The sequence below is a fragment of the Acidimicrobiia bacterium genome (assembly GCA_041394025.1).
Taxonomy (GTDB): domain Bacteria; phylum Actinomycetota; class Acidimicrobiia; order IMCC26256; family JAOSJL01; genus JAOSJL01.
Map to the genome: position 1 here is coordinate 946,786 of JAWKJA010000002.1, position 18,782 is coordinate 965,567.

The following is an 18,782-nucleotide window of genomic DNA, read 5'->3' on the forward strand; positions in this document are numbered from 1 at the left end:
CGCCGGGGCGTTCAGAAGCTCCGGGGCATGCCGTGCCACTCGGCGATGTGGTTCAGGGCCATCTCGTTGGAGACGGGTGCCAGCCGGAAGAGGCGTACGCGGCGCCAGTAGCGGTTGAGGTCGGAGTCCTCGGTGTACCCACGTCCGCCGAGAACCTGCATTCCCAGGTCGAGAGCCTGGAAGACGTTCTCCGCGGCCACCGACTTGGCGGAGGTGGCCTCCAGGCCGCACGGTCGGCCCTGCGACTGGAGCCACGCCGCCTTGTACACCATCAGGCGCGACTGCTCGATCAGGAGGTGCATCCGGGCGAGGTGGTGCTGGACCGCCTGGAACCTGCCGATCACGCCACCGAACGCCTCCCGCTCGAGCGCGTACTGGCGTACCTCGTCGAAACCTGCGGCACCCCAGCCGAGGCACAGCGCGCCGATACCGAGCCGCTCGTTGTTGAGCATTCCGAGCAGGCTGTAGAAGCCTCGATCGAGTTCCCCGAGAAGCCGGTGCTCGGGAACGAACGCTCCGTCGTAGAAAACGGCGTTCGTGTCCTCGTTGTTCATCGCCCTGATCGGCTGGAGCTCGACTCCGTCGGTGTTTGCATCGAGCAGGAAGACGCTGACGCCATGAGCCTGCTTGGCGCCGGGTGGCGACGTACGGGCCACCACCACGAGGTGGTCGGCGTCGGTGGAGGCCGACGTGAACATCTTGGAGCCGTTGATCTCCCAACCGCCGGTGACCTTCGTGGCCGTTGTCTGCATGGCACCGAGGACGTCGGTCCCACCGCCGGGCTCGGTGATGGAGAGAGCGAACCGCGCGTCGCCCTCCACGATCCTGGGGAGGAACTCCTTCTTCTGCTCATCGTTGCCCATGTGCATGAGGGCCTGGCCGCCGAAGCACATCGTGGCGAAGGTCGGGCCGATGGCCTCGATTCCTGTTGCCGTCGCCTCGAGAACGACCGCCATGTCGAGGATGTCGCCACCCGAGCCGCCGTATTCGGGATCGATGCCGATCCCGAGCCACCCGGTCTCGGCGAACTTCTTCCAGAGAGCGGGCTCGTAGGATCCGGCCGCCGCGTGCCGCCTGACCAGCTCGGAGGGGCACTCACGGGCGACGAAGTCCCGGGCGGCCTCGCGCAGGAGCTTCTGCTCGTCGGTCAGGTCGAAATCCACGCGGTCTCCTCCCCGGCACCGGTCGCCGTGGACGGGTCACCCGGCCGAATCATCTCAATGATTTTACTGGATCCGGGTTTGCCGTCACAATGCAGGGGATGACGGTCGACACCGACACCGGCGACGGGCCCGCCCTCTCGGCGGACGAGGTGCGCTTCCGCGACGAACTGCGCGGCTGGCTCGACGACAACCTCCCCAACGGATGGGGAACGCCTGATTTCCGACTCCCCCGCGACCCCGCCGAGCGCATCGCGTGGTTTCGCGACTGGCAGGCGACGCTCGCGAGCGGGCGGTGGGTGGGGATCCACTGGCCGGAGGAGTTCGGCGGGCGCGATGCCACGCTCCTCGAACAGGTCGTGTACCACACCGAGATCGCCACTCGGAAAGCCCCGATGGTGATCGGCAACACCGGCCTGTCGATCTGCGGGCCCACGATCATCGTCCACGGCACGGACGAGCAGCGCGAGCGATTCCTTCACCCGATGCTCACCGGGGAGCACCTCTGGTGCGAGGGCTTCTCGGAGCCCAACGCGGGATCCGACCTGGCCGGGTTGCGGACGAGAGGTGTGATCGACGGTGACGAGCTCGTGATCAACGGCCAGAAGATCTGGACGTCGGGCGCCCAGATCGCCGACTGGATGTTCGCCCTCGTGCGGACGAATCCGGGTGCTCCCAAGCGCCACGGGATCTCGTTCGTGCTCGTTCCCATGGACGCCGAGGGTCTCGACGTGCGTCCCATCCGCCAGCTCGGCGGCGACTCGGAGTTCGCGGAGGTCTTCCTCGACAACGTACGGATACCGCTGTCCAACGTCGTCGGCGATCTCGACCACGGATGGCAGGTAGCGCGCACGACGCTCTCCCACGAGCGGTCGACCCTCTTCATGGCCTCCCAGCTCAGATTCGCAGCAACCCTCGACCAGGTGATCGCACTGGCGAAGAAGACGACGGACGAATCCGGTCGTCCTCGGGCTCGCGATCCCCGGCTCCGCCAACGCATCGCACGCACCTGGGTGAACGCCCAGCTGATCCGCGTGAACGGCGCGCGCAATCTCGGACGCGTGATGGCCGGCGGCGACATCGGTCCCGAGGGCTCGATCGCCAAACTCTTCGGCCAGGAGTCGGAGCAGGAGCTCTACGAGCTGGCTCTCGACACCGCGGGGCCCGCCGGCGTGCTCGACCGACACGCCACCGACGCGCCCGACCGGGGGAAATGGATCCTCGGGTATCTCCGGACCCGCGCCTCGACCATCGGCGGCGGAACGAGCGAGATCCAACGCAACATCATCGCCGAGCGCGTCCTCGGCCTGCCGCGCGACCCCTGGGCCGACTCGGACTAGCCCTCCAGGAGAGGCAGCGCCTCCAGGTCGTCGACGGCGGCGGCGAAACGCTGCGTGTTGGTACTGCACACGTCCTCGGGCTGCATCGACGTCGGACACACCAACCACGTGAATCCGTGCAGCAGGTGCCGTCGGAAATCACCCCAGGCGTCGTCGGCGCCGGGCGGGTCGGCGCCCTCCGACGAGAGAACATCGAGGTAGTGGCCGAGAAGCCGGCGGTCGTGAGCTCGGCGGTCCTCGACAGTGAGCGCACCCGTCACGAAATACGCCACGTCGTGGGCCCAGTGCCCTCTCTGCGCCGTCTGCCAGTCGAGGAGGCCCGGTCGGCCGTCGACGAAGAAGTAGTTCCCCAGGTGCGTGTCGCCGTGGATCAGGCAGTGCGGTGGCACGGCGTCGTGTTCCCAGAGCGCCATGACCGCGGCCTGGATCCGCTCGCGGTCCAGGAGATGTGCCGGCACGTACTGGGCACGAGGGAGCGTGAGGGCGTGCTCCCAGCTCTCGGGCCCGAGGATGAGCTCCATGACCGCCCGGAGGCCGATCGCACCGATCTCGAGACCGGCCGGTTCACCCGCAGGATCGTTCCACCAGCGAGCGTGGAGCCGCGCCAGCTGCTCCAGGGCCTCGGCCACGGTATCGACGCCGAGCGGGTCCGTCGCACGACCGAAGCTCGCCTCGCAGGTGTCGAGGTCTTCGAGGAGAAGAACCGACTGTCCGGTGTCGTCCGTGGCAGCTCCGAGGCACGTGGGGATGTCGACGCCTCGCAGCAGAGGAGCGACGCTCGAATAGAACAGGACCTCCGTGGCGTTGGGTGTTTCGCCCAGCGCCCGGACCTCGTCGTCGAAACACGACTTGACCACGAGCGAGCGCGGAGGCCACTCGTCGAGGCCGTGCTCCTCGTAGTTGACGGACAGGCGGATCTTGGTCGCGCTGCCCGCCATCACGTCGTTCGGCTCCACGGAGGCGACGCGGACACCGGTGTGGCGGTCCGCCAGGGCGGCGGACAGCCACCCAGGTGTGATCTCATCGATGGAACGAGGAAGGGGGAACAACTCAGTTGGCAGGGTGAACCTCGATGTCGAGTCGATCGGAAAGATCCACGTCGACCACGGCTGTCCCGTGGTCATCGGCCGTGATGCGGCTCTCGACGGCGCCACTGACGTCGTACGTCGCGCCGGGGCGCAGACGCGTCAGGCGGACCCGGTGGCGCCCGCTCTCGCCTCCCGGACGCAGCACCATCGACAACGCGGCGCCATCGGTGACGGCACGGGCCACGAGAACGTCCGGGTACGGGGCCTCGGCGAGCAGCGGGCCACTCCGCCACTCCCCCGGGATTCCCGTGGCGACCAGGTGGAACCAGCCGTCCTGGCGCGACACGCGACACGTCAGGGCCTTCGCGTTCGCGATGTTCGAGGCGTGGGGATGGCACGTTCGACCGGTGTCGTCGACGGGTGGATCGGCTTCCTCGGCCAGCCGGAGCAGACCGCGTGCCACCTCGACGTCACCCATCTCGACGGCAAGGAGGGCGAACAGGATCTTGCCGTAGGCACCGCTCCTGTCGCCGTTCCCGGGATCAACGCCACCGACCCACTTGTCGAGACCACCGGACACGATGTCGACGCCGTCGTCGGTCACCGACACCACGTCGTGACGGAGTATCTCCCACGTGCGGGCCGACGCTTCGGGCGCAACGGGCCGGAGGAAGTACGCCACGGCAGCATCGGCGAAAGCGCTGCGGAGGACAGTGTTCGTGATGCCCAGACGTGGGTGCAGTACGAGCAGGAGTGTGCCGTCGGGTGCAGTCATCTCCTCCTCGAGTAGATGACGGTACGCGTCGGCGCCGGCAGTGCCGGGCGCGGATCCCTCGTTGCGGATCCGGGCCAGGCGCGCGGCCTGGGGGAAGGAGTTGCACGCGGCGAACACATTGCCGGGCTCGCAGGGGAACATCCCCCAGCCGCCGCGCGAATCGAGATTGACGCCGATCGCCTCGGCCACACGTCCGGCGTCGTACTCGAAGACCCGGCCATCCTTCCAGTGGAGGGGCAGTGAGTTCGGCCGTTCGTAGCGGTCGTCGCCCGTGTTGGACCGGTAGGTCTCCAGCATCAGGCTCCAGTAGCCCGAGTACATGACGTTGTCACGTCGCACAGGATCGGGATTGGCGTCGAGGTTCCCCCAGAGGTTCTCGTGCCGCCAGTACGACCACACCCTCCTGTCACACATCTTCTCGATGAGGTTGCGCTGAGCCTGCGAGATGTAGCCGTCGAATGCGGGCGTGTTGACACGCTGCGAGAGCGCGAGCGCGTACTGCAGGAACGCGAACTGGTACCGGTAGGCACTGTCGTCGACCTGGCTGCGGGTCACGAAGCCATCGAACGAGTCGACGGGCTGGAGAGCCAGGTCGAGCCCATGGCGCTGCCACCTGAGCTGCTCTTCGTCGAGCTCTCCGACGACGTCACCCGACGAGCCCGGGACGCGATACTCGGTGCGGGCCAGCCACTCGTTGCGCCCGGCGCCCACGCGACGTTGGCGGCCTCGGTGGAGGCGTGTTCGCACGAACAGGGCAGTGCCGAGCACGACGGGTACCAGGGGGACCACCCACGCGGCCCACGGCCACACTCCCGACGGGGCGCGGATCGCTGCTACGAGTGCCGCGAGCAGCCACGCACCCGCCAGCCACGTGATCGCTCCCTGGAACATGGCCTTGCGTTGGAGAGCAAGCATCGCTAGCAGCGTCAGCGCCAGGAGCACGACGTCCGAGGTGTAGAGGAACCCGGCGCCGGGCCAGATCAGCCCCAGACCGAACGCCCGCCAGGACGGGCCCCACCCCAGCCACGCAGGGAGGAGCCCGATGACGACTATCGCTGCGTAGATCGCCATGGTGCGGTACCAGCGCACCCGCATCCGCGGCCCCTGCACCCCCCGGTAGGGCGGGATGGTCAACGGAGTCGGGCCCGCTACCGCGGTGACATGCGTCATCGTGGGACCACGTCCACCTCGAGGCGGCCGTCGAGGTCCACCGTGACGTCGGCGCCACCACCGGCATCAGCCGTCACCACCGCCTCGATCGCGCCGCGGGGCGTGTAGGACACCCCCGGGCGGAGACGACCGAGGCGCAGCGTGCGGCGACCGCTCCCCTCACCCGGCCGCAGCACCAGCGCCAGGCCGGACCCGTCGGTGACGGCCCGGGCAACGAGCACCTCCGGGTACGGCGCCTCGGCCAGCACCGGACCTGTCAGCCAATGGGACGGAGGACCCGTCACGATCAGGTCGTACCAGCCGTCGGCCCGGTTGAAGCGGGCGAGAGCCGCTGTGCCGTTCGCGAAGTTCGACGCTGTCGCAAAGCGGCGTCCTCCCTGGACGTCCTCCACGTCGGCCTCCGACTGCGCGGTGATCATCAGCTTCCCGGCGATGGCTTCGTCGCCCATCTCCCGGGCGAGCGCCGCCATGGTTGCGAGCATGAACACACGGGACCTGTCCCCGTTGCCCGGGTCGACGTTGCCGATCTGACGGCTCAGACCCCCCGACGCCACGTCGACACCGTCATCGGTCTCGATGATGTGGTCGTGCCTGAGGATCTCCCACGTGCGAGCCGACACATCCGGGAGCAACGGCCGCACGAAGAGCGCCTGTCCGGCGTCGACACCGGGAGACGTCACGATTGTGTTGGCTACGCCGTAACGATCGAATACCGCCGTGAGCAGTGAGCCCGACGGGCTCGTCAGTTCCTGGTCGACCGTGTCGCGGTACTCGGCGAGCCGCCCGGGATCGAGGTCACCGCCCGCCAGGCGCGCGCGTGCACGCAGGCCGCTCAACGCGAAGGCGTTGCACGACGTGAAGATGATTCCGGGCTCACAGGCAAAGCCGCCGTAGCTGCTGCGGTCGAGGTTGTCCTCCAGGGCGGTAGCCACAGCCGGTGCGTCGTACTCGAAGACCCGCGAGTTGTCCCATCTCATGGGTAGGGAGCCCGGCGTCTCGTAGCGGTCGTCACCGGTGTTGGACCGGTACGTCTCCAGCATGAGGGACCAGTAGCCCGAGAACATGACGTTGTCGACCACCACGGGGTCCGGACTCGGGTTGAGGTTTCCCCAGAGGTTCTCGTGGCGCCAGTACTCCCAGACACGGCGGTCACACATCTTCTCGATGAGGTTCCGTTGCGCCAGCGACAGGTAGCCGTGAAACGCCGGCGTGCGGGTCGACTGCGCGAGAGCCAGCGCCCACTGGAACCAGTTGCACGTGTAGCGCCACGCGCCCATGTCCACCTGATTGCGCGCGGTCCAGCCGACGAAGCGGTCGACGGGTTGGAGGGACAGATCGAGGATGTACCGCTGCCACGCCAGGTCGTCGGCGGAGTGCTCCCCCACGTCCGGCGTGTTGCCCCGACCCGGAACGCGGTACTCGGTGTGGGCCAGCCACTCGTTGCGCGACTCACCGACGCGGCGCTGCCGCAGGATCTGGATCCTCTTCCGGACGAACAAGGCTGCGCCCACGGTCACCGGGACGAGCGGTACCGCCCACGCGGCCCACACCCACGCACCGGACGGCGCTCGCACGGCGGCGCCGGCGGCCGCAACGACCCACGCGGCCGCGGGGAACACGAAGTTGCCCTGGAGCCAGAAGTTCTTGAGCGTGAGACCGAGAACGGCGATCGTGAGGACCAGAAGGAGCACGTCGGACGTGTAGAGGAAACCGGCTCCCGGCCAGAGCATCCCCAACCCGAAGGCCCGCCACGACGCGCGCCAGCCCAGCCATGTCGGGAGCATTCCGAGGACTGCGACGGTCCAGTAGACGAACGCGGCCCGGTAGAAATGGCGGCGGGTCGTCGGGCCCTGGACGCCGCGTCGATCGGGAACGAGCAGGATGCCGTGCGCCGCGGAGGGTCCCGTCCGTTCGTCAGTCGTCGTCATGGACCCCCCTCGGCCGCTGCCGTCAGAACTCCACGGGGAAGTTGAACACACGGGCCGCGTTCTCGTAGACGATGCGGTCGATCTCGTCCTGGGTGCAGTCCTTGAGATGCAGTGACAACTTCTCGCGGCTGTGCGGCCACGACGAGTCGGTGTGCGGATAGTCGATCTCCACCATGATGTTGTCGACGCCGATTCGATCCCGCTGCTCGATGCCCGACGAATCCTCGATGAAGCACACCGAGATGTGCTTGCGGAATATGTCGAGCGGGTGGGGTGCGTCCTCAGCACCGGTCCAGAAGCGGTGACGCTCCCACGTGTACTCAGCCCGCTCGAGCACATAGGGAACCCACCCGATTCCGCCCTCGCTCATCACGAAGTGGAGCTTCGGCCACTTGGCAAAAATGGGCGAGAACATCAGTTCGCTGGCTGCGACGCCGGCGTACATCGGCAGCATCACGATGCTCGGTGCGACCGGGCCGCCCGGCTGCGGCTCGAGCGACTGACCCGACGAGCCGATGTGCAGACATGCCACGAGTCCGGTCTCGCTCAGCGCCTCCCAGAGCGGATCCCAGTACTCGTCGTGGATCGACGGGAATCCCAGGAGGTGTGGTCCTTCGCTGAAGGTGATCCCCCTCGTTCCCTTGGCCGCCATCCGGCGGACTTCCTCGGCACAGAGCTGCGCGTCCCACATCGGGACGATCGCCAGGGGCACGTACCGGTCGGGCGCAGCGTCGCACCACTCCTCCACGATCCAGTCGTTCCACACCTGGATGCACGCCAGTCCGAAGTCGTGGTCAGGGGCGTCGATGAACCGCTTGCCGCAGATACGCGGAACTCCCGACGGAAAGAGCACCTGTGCCCATACGCCGTCGGTGTCCATGTCTTCCAGACGCGCCACGGGGTCGTAGAAGCCGGGGCGCATCTCGTCGCGACGCACCGTCCCCATCGTGAAGTCCTTGGGGTCCCTGCCCGCGCACGCCTCGGCGCCCTGCGGCTTGACGCGCTCACCGTCGAAGACCCAGTACTCCTCGTCCTTGTTCGAGATGAGCTGCGGGCCGCGGTCGCGCAGGTGCCTGGGCAGCCGCTCCTGCCACACGTGCGGTGGCTCGAGGACGTGGTCGTCGACACTGAAGATCTTCGGGATGTCCATCAGGGGGTCCGTTTCACTCGGTGGATGAAGGACGGGGAAGCGAGCATCTTGCGCCCCAGAATAAGCCTTTCGGAGCGCCGCAACCAGCCTGCTCCGGTGGGCACGACGGGCCTCATGACGCGACCCGCCGGGGCTTGAAGGCCGAGCGGGGCAGCGAACCGGGCTCCACCACCTCGGCGTCGACGGAGACCGCCAGCGCATCGGCGAGTAGCCCCTCGACCTCGGCGCCGTTGCCTGCGCCCTCGACACGGATCCTCAGCGCACCCGACGTGTCGCCCGCGTCGAACTGGAACTCCGGCGCGCCGTGGGCGTCGAGCGCGAGCTGCACGTCGAGCGGCATGATGGTCGTGTCTCCGACAACAGCGCCGTCGGCACCGCGCCCGATGAAGCGGTAGCGCGGACCGGTTTCGCCACAGGGACACTCCCCCCTTTCGCGCACGACGATGTCCTCGATGTCGTAGCGCAGATAGAAGGCGTCGAGCCCGAACGCGCTCACCACCAGCGAGCCGCGCTCTCCGTCGGGAACAGGGATTCCGGTCTCGGGGTCGACGACTTCGACGACGAAGTGGTCGCCGGGCACACGGAAGCCGTTGTGGAAGCGGCAGTCACTCACCGAGAAGGCCGGAACCTCGGATGCCCCGGACAGGTTGTGGAGCCGCACGCCGTAGGCGTCCTCGATGCGCGTTCGCGGGCCGTCGTACTGGCAACTCGCCTCGAGGTACACGAGAATCGAGCCGTCGAGGAGCGCCGGGAAGTCGATGCCGTTCGCAGCCGCCACCGACTCGTAGGTAGCGAACTGCGACGCCGTCACCTGGAACGCGTCGGGTTCGAGCTCTTCCCAGATCTGGAGGTGCTCGAGTGCGGCCTCCTTCGAGAAGGGCGGACCGACGGCGATCTCGAGAGCGCCGATCTCGAGATAGGAGCGCCCGCCCTGTACCCCGGTCGGGTAGATACCGAGGGGCCAGGCGTGGGTGAAACGCGTTCCCGGGCGCATGCCGACCCGCCATGCCTGTCGGGCGCTGGACTCGACCATGGCGTCGACGTCGTTGCGGCCGTAGAAGATGTAGGTTGGCTTCCCCGTTGTACCGGTGGACACGCCGAGACGCGCGGCCGTGTCCAGCCCCACGGCGCGGTGTGTTCCCCAACGCGGGTTCGCCGCTTCATCGGCTCGGTGGTCGGGTTTGGTCGCTCGGGGAATCTGTTCCAGCGGAGGCATGTCGTCGCGGGTGAACCCGGCGGCTTCGTAGCGATCCCGATAGAAGGGAAGCGGGATCTCCCACGCCCGTTGCCACTCACGTCGGAGTGCCGCCTCGGCATCGGATGTCAGGTCGTCGGCCGAGCGCCCCTGGACCTGGGGGTTCCACAGGTCGCGGTTGGGCTGTCGGTCGTCGGTCACCAGGTCACCTCGAGCGTGCGTGGGCCGCGCATCATCATGGGCGCTACCCGCCGGTACTCGAACCCGTCGGCCAGTGCGAGGTCGGGCATGCGGTCGAGCAAAGCGTCGAGAGCAACCCGCGCCTCCATCCGTGCGAGGGCAGCGCCGATGCACATGTGGATTCCGAGCCCGAATGAGAGGTGGGGGTTGTCGCCGTCGCGATCGAGCGAGAACTCCTCGGGATCGGCCCAGACGCTTTCGTCCCGGTTCGCTGATCCAAGACCGAGGAAGACCCGCTGACCCGCCGGAACGTCGATGCCGCTGAGCTGCGCGTCGGCCTGGCAGTTGCGCGGAACGAACTGTGCCGGCGATCCGTGGCGGAGCCCCTCCTCCACCGCACTCGGGACCAACGAGCGATCCCGTAGGAGCCGAGACCACAGGCCACTGCGGAGCAACTCGTGGATCACGTTGCCGAGCAGGTTCGTGGTCGTCTCGTTGCCCGCCAGGAGCAGGAACCGGATCTGGGAACGTACCTCGATCGGCGTCAGCCGTTCCCCGTCGGTCTCGATGTGGATCATCCGACTCACGAGGTCGTCGCCGGGTGGGTCTGCTGCACGCCGTCGTGCCACCAGGTCGTCGACGTAGGCATTGAACTCCGGCAACGAGGGAATGGCTTCGCGGCCCTGTGGCCCGTACACGACGATGTCGTCGCTCCACCGCTTGAAGTCGGGAAGGTCGTCGTCCGGAATGGCGAGCATGTGCGCGATGACCCGCGTCGGAAGAGGGACGTTGAAGCCGGAGACGAGGTCGCCCGACCCCGCGGGCACCATGTCGTCGAGCAGTCGCTCTGCCAGGGACGCGACGAACGGCTCCACCTCGGTGACGGCTGCGGGCGAGAAGACCGAGATCATCAGTCGGCGGAGACGGCTGTGGCGCGGCGGGTCGACCTCGTTGATCGACTGCTCCTCGTCGGCCAGCTCCTGGCCGTGGATGCGCATCCCGAGAGCCACGGAGAACGTCTTGTGGTCACGCAGCGCCTCGGCAACGTCGGCGTGTCGCGACACGAACTCGAACGGCTCCAGACTCGGTGCCACCGGGCAGGTCGCGCGCAGCTCTGCGTACCGCTCGTAGGGGTCGTCCATCAGCGCGCCGTCGGACGGATCGAAAGACAGGTCTGGGTCGGTCATGCCCGGGCCCCGCGTCGGCTCCGCCATGCGAACTCCAGCTTCCCGAGGGCCACCCGACCGCGGATCGCGTCGCGAAAGTCGAGGAGCGCGTCGGCGGTCGAGTACTCCGGGGTGAAGCCCCACTCGTCGCGCAGCTTCGTCGTGTCCGCCAAGGGCAGATACCGGATCAGATCGGCGCCGGCGGGATCGACCGTCCCCAATCCGACGGACCACAGGGCACCCGTCACCCGGCGCAGCGCGCTTTCGGAGGCCCGCACGACACGCTTGCCGAGGAGCTCACCCGCTTCGTCCATGGACAACACGTCGGGAGCAGCCAGATTGACGGGGCCGGTGCGATCGGAGAAGCAGGCCTCCTCGTAGAAACGCCCGACGTCGTCGTGGTGCACAGCCTGCAGGAGCGACTCGCCAGTCCGGGACGTGGCCAGGAGCGGCGTGCTGTAGACCGAGCGCACGGCGTTGTCGGTGTGGCGACCCACGACCACCGCCGCACGCGGCAACAGGGCGTCGACACCCGACCGGGCGATGAGTACTTCGGCCTGGGCCTTGTGAGCGCCGTAGGTGAACGCCTGACCGGGGTCGATGGGCTCGTCCTCCGTCCAGCGCTCCGGATGGTCGTCGTGGATCCCGTAGGCGGTCACGGACGCGGCGAAGACGAGTCGCTCGCAGCCCGTGCGCTCCATGGCGTCGAGAACAGCCGACGTCCCACCGATGTCGATGGAGCGGGCCCGCGCGATGTCCTTGATGGGGCGCACCACCCAGGCCAGGTGCACCGTGACGTCGCAGTCCTTCATGGCACGCGCCATGGCCTCGACGTCGCGCACGTCGCCGGCGTGGAACTCGACACCGGCCGGCACCGTCGTCGGTTCGACGACGTCCAGCGCCACGACCTCCGCATCCGGGCGGCGGGCGAGACGCTGCAACAGCGCCGATCCGAATCCGCCGGATGCTCCCGTCACGAGGATGCGTCGGGAGTTGTCGGTCACGCGGCTCGGTCCTTCTCGGAGGGTCGACGGTCGCTCGTCGCGACCCCTGCTCTCATCATCTAGAAGAACTAACTATATGATCGGCGCTGATGCTGGGCAACGGGAGAACCGGGGGCGGGGTGGCGCTCGTCGGATCGGCATGGACACCGGTGACGAAGGACTCGGGCCGCGACGAGGGCGACCTGGCCCTCGAGGCCTGTCTCCTGGCGATCCGTGACGCCGGTCTGGAACCCGACGACGTCGACGGCATCGCCACGTATCCGGGCGGGATGGTGAGCTCGGTGTCGTCCACCCACGTGCTCATGGGCCTCGGGATGACGAAGGTCCGGTGGTACTGCGACGCCGACGGGAACGGGCCGGCCGCCAGTACCGCCGTCGTGGAGGCGGCACTCGCCGTGGCGGCCGGGGCGTGTGACGTGGCGGTGGCCTTTCGTTCCTACACGCGCCCGAAGGCCCACGGCGCCGGCGCTGCTCCCCCGTCGATCACGCTTCCGCCGGACATCGCCTTCAAGGTGCCGTACGGCGGGGCGATGGCGAGCCAGTGGGTCGCCATGTACGCGCAGGCTCACATGCACGAGTTCGGCACGACACCAGAGCACCTGGGCACCATCGCCGTGAACACGCGCGACTTCGCGTCGAGGAACCACCGGGCGATCATGCGCGAGCCCATCACGATCGATGACTACCTCTCCTCCCCCATCGTCTCGGACCCCTTCCGGCTTCTGGACTGCGACTACCCGGTGGACGCAGCCGTGGCCGTGGTCCTCACGACACCCGAGCGCGCCGCCGACATGCCACATCGACCAGTCGCCATACGCTCGTTGTCGGTTGCCCCCGGTCCACGTCCCGACTGGGACCAGGCTCCGAGCCTCGTGGAGATGTCAGCCGCCTACGCCGCTCGCGACATGTGGGCACACGCCGGTGACATCTCGCCGGCCGATGTCGACGTCGTGGAGCTCTACGACGGCTTCACGTTCCTGGCGCTGTCCTGGTTGGAGGCGCTCGGCTTCTGTGAGCTCGGCGAGGGTGGCCCCTTCGTGGCGAGTGGAGCGACCGCGGCCGGAGGCGAGCTCCCGATGAACACGCACGGCGGAAACCTGTCGGAAGGACGCACACACGGCATGGGCCAGATCGCCGAAGCCGTGCGTCAGCTGCAGGGCCGCTGCGGCGACCGGCAGGTCGAGGGCGCGGAGGTCGCCGTCGTCAGCGGCGGCGGCGGGCCCATAGCCGGATGCCTCCTCCTCCAGTCCTAGCCCGGGGACGAAGCGGCACGGTCACGGGGCTCCCCACCGCAGTCCGTCGGCCGAAGCCCACGAGTGCGGTTCGGTGTGGGGGCACTGGAAGCACCCGCGACCGTGCACGCGATCAGTCCTGGAAACCCGGCCGGATCTTCTCCCTCGGCTCGGGGAGCTTCGGCGGGCCGCCCTCCCGTGTCGGGAGCAGCACCGTGGCATCACCCGGCGCGGTGACCTCCCCGCGCTGGTTGGTGGCCGCCAACGCCACCTCGACCGATCCGTCGTCGTTCTTCTCGGTGACCTCACCGGTGATGCGCTGGAGATCGCCGACATAGTTGAACTTGCGGAACTCGCAGCGCAGGCGCGCCAGCCAGGCGTCGTCACCCATCCAGTCGGTGGCGAGTTGCCCCAGCCACATCATGCGCATCATGCCGTAGTCGTAGGTTCGGGCGGCGCCGATCGTGCGCGCCCACTCGGAGTCCCAGTGGAGGCGCTGTACGACGTCCCACGCACCGCTCTGGTCGCGCGTGTACAGGCCACGCGCCTGCTTGCGACGCTTCACCGCCAGCCGAAGCGGGCCCCATCCGTACTCCCCCGGCCCGAGTCCGAGGTGCATCCCGACGTTGTCGGTGACGGTGAGCGGGCCCTTGTGGAGCACACCCAGGTCGTCGCCCACCTCGACGTCTTCCCAGTAGCGCGGTTCGGCGCCACGGGGCTCCTCGGCGAGCACGGCGGCGTCGATCTCCTCGATCTCCTCGGGTGTCCAGGACGCGCGCTCGATCTTCTTCTCCTTGCCGGCCTTCTTCGCCTTCTCCCGTTCGGTGTGGACGAACCAGAAGCGGTGATCCGCCATGGGCCGACCGTCGACCTTGCGCACGTAGTCGATGTTGATGTGCGAGATGACGCTGCGCCCGCCACCGAACTCGGACGTCTTGTCCTCGACCTCGGTGAGATACCGACTGGAGCGCACGCCGTCGCCGCTGCGGACCGGCTCGTAGAAGTACCACTCGCTCCCGGCATGGAACATGTGCACTCCGACCAGGGCGCCCTTCGACGCCTGTCGCACCTCGTCGGGGATCGAGTCCACGACGGGCTCGCCCATCGTCATGAGGAAGAAGGGAGCGCCGACTTGCTCGCCGAAGCGCGACGTGGACCCGTGGTCGGGCTCGCAGTAGAGGGGATTGTCGTCGCCGTGGGCGTTGGCGAAGTGGCGCATCGTGTCGGAATGCGCCTCGCGGTTGAACGGTGGCGGCTCAGGGACCGGGACGTGGAGGCGCGCCTTGAACCGCTCGATGCCCTCGTCGGTGATCCGTGCCTTGGTGGCCTTCTCGGCCGGATCCGTTGTCGTCGCGCTCACGTCGTCACGTCCGAAGTCACTTCCCTCGATCAGGGCCTTTAGTTCACTTCGTTAGACGATAGGCTCTCGGGCGTGCCGGTGCCACCCCTGATCGACGAATCCTCCACCCCCTACTGGGAAGGGGCGAAGCGCCACGAGCTCGTCCTCGTCGGGTGCGACGACTGCGGTCACCTCATCCACTACCCGTTCGCGCGGTGCCCGGCCTGCCACTCCGCCGCCGTCTCCCCCACCGTCGTGCCCGGCACCGGAACGGTCGTCTCACACACCACGACCCAGCGTGCACCGGCGCCGGAGTATGCCGACGACCTCCCGATCCGCCTGGTCCTCGTGGAGCTCGACGTACAAGTCGGCCTCAGGGTCGCGGCGACGATCGCCGACGGTGAGGGCGACCCCTCGATCGGCGACCGTGTCGAGCTCACCTACGTCGACCACCCGGCCGGCGGCGACCACGAGGCGTACTCTCTGGGTCAGTTCCGGCACCTCCCCACCATGAGTGCCCGCTGACACACGAAGGGCCCGACTGCCGTGTCCCGACAACCGGCCTCTCTGCGAACACTGGCGGTAGCCCGCGGTGACGAGCCCGCCGATCTCCTGATCACCGGGGGTCGCGTGTTCTCCCCCTTCACGCGCGAGTGGATCGACACCGAGTTGGCCGTGGCCGACGGGTTCGTCGCCGGCTGGGGACCGCGTGACAGCCACGAGACACTCGACGTCGACGGCGCGGCTCTCACGCCGGGACTCATCGACGCGCACATGCACCTCGAGTCGACCAAGCTGTGGGTCGACGAGTTCGTCCGGGCGGTACTTCCGCGTGGCACGACGGCGGTCGCCGCCGATCCTCACGAGATCGCGAACGTCTTCGGCGTCGATGGCGTCGCCGCGCTGGCCGACGCGGCCCGTGACCTTCCGTTCACATTCGGTATCTGTGCGTCGTCGTGCGTGCCCGCCTCCCCCTTCGAGAGCCCCGGCGCCGAGGTGGGAGTGCCCGAACTTCGCCGGCTCCTCGACGACGTCGGTGCCATGGCAGTCGCCGAGGTGATGAACTACCCGGCCGTCATCGCCGGCGACCCCGAGTTTCGACAGAAGATCCAGGCAGCGCGTGGTCGGCGCGTCGACGGTCACGCGCCGGGGTTGAGAGGGCATGACCTCGATGCGTACCTCGCCGCCGGTGTCGAGTCGGACCACGAGTGCTTCGCTCTCGACGAGATCGAGGAGAAGCGACGCAAGGGGATGTGGGTCTTCATCCGCCAGGGCTCGGCCAGCAGAAACCTCGTGGATCTGCTGCCGACCGTCCTGCGCCACGGGATCGACCGCGTTGCCCTGTGCAGCGACGACCGCGAGCCCGACATGATCCGAGATCTCGGGCACATGAACGACTGCGTCCGGCTGGCGGTCGAGAACGGCGCGTCGCTCGAGGACGCGCTCACCATGGCCACGGCCAACGCCGCCGAATACCACGGCCTGCACCACCTCGGTTCGCTCGGCCCCGGCCACCAAGCCGACATCCTCGCCTTCGACGACCTCGCCTCGGTGGAGCCGGCGACCGTGTGGCACGCCGGTCTGAGAGTCGCCGAGGACGGGCACGTCCTCCCCGAGGCAATCCCCTCCCACCCCGCTCCCGACTGGATGCGTCACTCGGTACACCTCCCCCACATCCCGTCGGCGGCTGATCTCACCCTCACACCACCGGCATCGGGTCGGGCGAAGGTCATCGGCGTGATCCCCGGAAGCATCTCGACCGACGCCCTCGAGATGGACATCACCCGGCCGTCGTCCGACCTCGCACGCATCGCCGTGATCGAACGCCACCGCGAGACCGGGAGGGTCGGGCTGGGCTACGTGTCGGGATTCGGCCTCGAGCGTGGGGCCATCGCGTCGACGGTTGCCCACGACGCCCACAACTGCATGGTCGTGGGCAGCGCCGACGACGCGGGTCCGTCCGACATGGCGGCGGCGGTCGCCCGCGTGGCCGAGATCGGTGGCGGCCAGGTGGCCGTCCTCGGCGGCGAGGTGCTGGGCGAGGTCCGCCTCGACGTCGGTGGGCTCATGAGCACACGACCGCATCTCGAGGTGGCGGCCGACCTCGACTCGCTCGTCGCCACAGCGGCCGAGCATCTCGGCGTCACGCTCACCGCACCGTTCATGCAGTTGAGCTTCCTCGGCCTCTCGGTCATCCCGGAACTGCGCATCACGGACCGTGGGCTCGTCGACGTCACCCGATTCGAGCTGACGAGCCTCGATGCCGCTGCGCCCTGAGGCTCAGCCCGGATCCGACCGGCGCGGCGCGCCGGCCAGCAGGCCGTAGCCGACGGCGGCGACCAGGGCCGGTAGGCCGTGGTAGAGGAGATCGGCCACGATCTCGGACCCCGAACCGCTCCAGTCGTAGCGACCGAGGCCGTGCATGTCGAGCACGCTCCACGCGAAGAAGGCTCCACCCAGTCCGAGCAATCCGGCGCCCAACCACGTGGACCACTCGGTGACGAGCGACGGGGTCCGCCAGATCCGCACGACCAGAACGAGTCCGACGACGAGAAGCACCCACGACCCGACATCGAGCGCGGCGCCACGGAGGCCGTCCAGGGTCATCGTGTCCTCGATCACGACCCTGTCGGCGTCGAGAAGGCGGTCGAGAACGATCCGGTAGGCCAAGCCGCCCAACCCTGCGCCGACCAGCAGCCCGGCGATCCCGTCCCAGGCGATCCCCGAGGACGGAACCGACGACCCTTCGTCGGTGACAGCCATCAGGTGCCGAGACCTTCGAGGATCTGACGCGCGGCGCGAACACCGGACTCGTAGGCACCGGACGTCGCCGAGAAAGCCAGGTAGTCGCCGGCGAATGCCGCTCGGGGAAGCGGCGGCAGTTCGTGGAGCGCGGCCAGTGCACGGAGGTAACCGACATGGAAGGTCGGCAGCGCGCTCTTCCAGCGACAGAGAACCGACTCCCCGAGGAGATCGTCGATCCGGGGGAACCGCTCGATGGCGAGAGCCCGGTAGGCGTCGATGATCTCATCATCGGAGCTCTCGGCGTGGCGGCGGTCGAAGGCGGCCTTGCCCCCGATCCGGAACACGTCGACGGAGGGGTCTGTGGGAGCGGACACGCAACCGGCCGCCGCCACCTCGGTGTCTTCGGCGCGGGGATAGAGCACGTACGGCACGCCGGGTACCGGGCGGCCGAGGAGCTCGAAGAAGGCGTGCGAGTGGGGGACGTAGCGAACCTGCCGGAAGAACTCCTCCCGGGCGGGATCGAGCCCAGCCGTCATCTCCGAAACGCGATCACCCGTCACAGCCACGACCACGGCACGGGCGGCCAACGTCGTCGATCGCCCGTCGTCTTCGCAGTAGGTGACACAGGCCCGGTCGACGTCGACCGACGTCACGTCGTGTCCGGTCCGCACGTCGAGCGTTGCAGCCAGCGTTCGAGACAGCGCACCGACGCCACCGTGGAAGGTGCTGCCCGTCGTGTCGCCATAGGCGGTCATGAAGTACAACAGCGCGCCTCGGCTCACGTCGGCGGGTTCCCAGCCGCACAGGAGGTTCCACGACGGCTCCATCACGTACTCGAGGAGCTCGGGCGCACGCTTCGACAGCCACTCCTCAGCCGAGTCGCGATCGACGGGCGCCCCGCGCCAGGCTTCGTAGTGCGTCCCGCGATTACGGACCCGCTGAGCCACGAGAGCGGGAATCAGGGTGGCCACCCGGAGCCGACCCATGCGCGACATGGCGCCGAACCGGAAGAGCGACCGCGGATCGGTCAGGTTCAGACGGTGGCACTGCCCGTCGCGTTCGATGTCGAACGTGACGGAGCCGTCGTCGGGACCGTACGGAAGCCGTCCGCTGTCGAGGCCCAGCGTCGAGGCGAGGACACCGAGCTGGTCGTCGTCGGGGAGGATCTCCGCACCCAGGTCGACCCACAGCCCGTCCCATGCCTCCACCGAACGCATCCGTCCCCCGGGCTCACGCTCCTTCTCGAGAACGACGACGTCGAGTCCGCGTTCGGCGAGGTGTCGGGCAGCACCGAGTCCGGCGATCCCGGAACCCACGACGATGACATCGGTGTCGGCGCCGGAGGGGCCGTTGACAGCCCGGCGCGTCAC

General features: G+C 68.4%; 15 protein-coding genes. 4 read left to right on the forward strand and 11 right to left on the reverse strand.

What is annotated here, in order from left to right:
- Positions 1 to 11 precede the first annotated feature (11 nt).
- Positions 12 to 1,163 carry an acyl-CoA dehydrogenase family protein gene (locus R3A49_04405; GenBank protein ID MEZ5169971.1) on the reverse strand — a complete coding sequence of 384 codons (1,152 nt, stop codon included), beginning with the start codon at positions 1,161 to 1,163 and terminating at the stop codon, positions 12 to 14.
- Between the two features lie 98 nt (positions 1,164 to 1,261).
- Here R3A49_04405 and R3A49_04410 point away from each other — a divergent pair, with 98 nt between their 5' ends.
- Positions 1,262 to 2,500 (forward strand): acyl-CoA dehydrogenase family protein, encoded by a 1,239-nt coding sequence (locus R3A49_04410; GenBank protein MEZ5169972.1) that lies wholly within the window; start codon positions 1,262 to 1,264, stop codon positions 2,498 to 2,500.
- Here R3A49_04410 and R3A49_04415 read toward each other — a convergent pair.
- The 7 genes from R3A49_04415 to R3A49_04445 form a co-directional block, all read right to left on the reverse strand.
- A complete protein-coding gene (locus tag R3A49_04415) occupies positions 2,497 to 3,624 on the reverse strand; it encodes a phosphotransferase (protein MEZ5169973.1) in 1,128 nt (375 codons plus the stop codon). The genes R3A49_04410 and R3A49_04415 overlap by 4 nt on opposite strands.
- Positions 3,551 to 5,473, reverse strand: a complete 1,923-nt coding sequence (locus tag R3A49_04420; GenBank protein ID MEZ5169974.1) for a hypothetical protein — start codon at positions 5,471 to 5,473, stop codon at positions 3,551 to 3,553. Before R3A49_04420 ends, R3A49_04415 begins: the two co-directional genes overlap by 74 nt.
- On the reverse strand, positions 5,470 to 7,401 hold the full coding sequence (locus R3A49_04425; GenBank protein ID MEZ5169975.1) for a hypothetical protein: 1,932 nt from the start codon (positions 7,399 to 7,401) through the stop codon (positions 5,470 to 5,472). Before R3A49_04425 ends, R3A49_04420 begins: the two co-directional genes overlap by 4 nt.
- A 22-nt stretch (positions 7,402 to 7,423) precedes the next feature.
- The gene (locus tag R3A49_04430) at positions 7,424 to 8,551 is read right to left on the reverse strand and encodes an amidohydrolase family protein (GenBank protein ID MEZ5169976.1); all 1,128 of its coding nucleotides are present in this window, start codon (positions 8,549 to 8,551) and stop codon (positions 7,424 to 7,426) included.
- 112 nt (positions 8,552 to 8,663) lie between these two features.
- Positions 8,664 to 9,947 carry a hypothetical protein gene (locus R3A49_04435; protein MEZ5169977.1) on the reverse strand — a complete coding sequence of 428 codons (1,284 nt, stop codon included), beginning with the start codon at positions 9,945 to 9,947 and terminating at the stop codon, positions 8,664 to 8,666.
- Positions 9,944 to 11,113, reverse strand: coding sequence for a cytochrome P450 (locus R3A49_04440; GenBank protein MEZ5169978.1), 1,170 nt, complete (start codon positions 11,111 to 11,113; stop codon positions 9,944 to 9,946). The genes R3A49_04435 and R3A49_04440 overlap by 4 nt, the downstream gene beginning before the upstream one ends.
- Positions 11,110 to 12,096 (reverse strand): NAD-dependent epimerase/dehydratase family protein, encoded by a 987-nt coding sequence (locus R3A49_04445; GenBank protein ID MEZ5169979.1) that lies wholly within the window; start codon positions 12,094 to 12,096, stop codon positions 11,110 to 11,112. The genes R3A49_04440 and R3A49_04445 overlap by 4 nt, the downstream gene beginning before the upstream one ends.
- 89 nt (positions 12,097 to 12,185) lie before the next feature.
- On the opposite strand from R3A49_04445, the gene R3A49_04450 reads away from it, so the two are divergent.
- Positions 12,186 to 13,349, forward strand: coding sequence for a thiolase family protein (locus R3A49_04450; protein MEZ5169980.1), 1,164 nt, complete (start codon positions 12,186 to 12,188; stop codon positions 13,347 to 13,349).
- A 112-nt stretch (positions 13,350 to 13,461) separates the two neighbouring features.
- On the opposite strand, the gene R3A49_04455 is transcribed toward R3A49_04450, so the two are convergent.
- The gene (locus R3A49_04455; protein MEZ5169981.1) at positions 13,462 to 14,688 is read right to left on the reverse strand and encodes a MaoC family dehydratase N-terminal domain-containing protein; all 1,227 of its coding nucleotides are present in this window, start codon (positions 14,686 to 14,688) and stop codon (positions 13,462 to 13,464) included.
- Between the two features lie 72 nt (positions 14,689 to 14,760).
- Here R3A49_04455 and R3A49_04460 point away from each other — a divergent pair, with 72 nt between their 5' ends.
- Positions 14,761 to 15,192: an OB-fold domain-containing protein gene (locus tag R3A49_04460; GenBank protein MEZ5169982.1), complete on the forward strand. Its 432-nt coding sequence runs from the start codon at positions 14,761 to 14,763 to the stop codon at positions 15,190 to 15,192.
- 21 nt (positions 15,193 to 15,213) lie between these two features.
- The gene (gene ade / locus R3A49_04465; protein MEZ5169983.1) at positions 15,214 to 16,944 is read left to right on the forward strand and encodes an adenine deaminase; all 1,731 of its coding nucleotides are present in this window, start codon (positions 15,214 to 15,216) and stop codon (positions 16,942 to 16,944) included.
- A 3-nt stretch (positions 16,945 to 16,947) separates the two neighbouring features.
- Here the strand turns inward: ade and R3A49_04470 are convergent, their stop codons facing one another.
- A complete protein-coding gene (locus tag R3A49_04470) occupies positions 16,948 to 17,430 on the reverse strand; it encodes a DUF2243 domain-containing protein (protein MEZ5169984.1) in 483 nt (160 codons plus the stop codon).
- Positions 17,430 to 18,782 (reverse strand): FAD-dependent oxidoreductase, encoded by a 1,353-nt coding sequence (locus R3A49_04475; GenBank protein ID MEZ5169985.1) that lies wholly within the window; start codon positions 18,780 to 18,782, stop codon positions 17,430 to 17,432. The genes R3A49_04470 and R3A49_04475 overlap by 1 nt, the downstream gene beginning before the upstream one ends.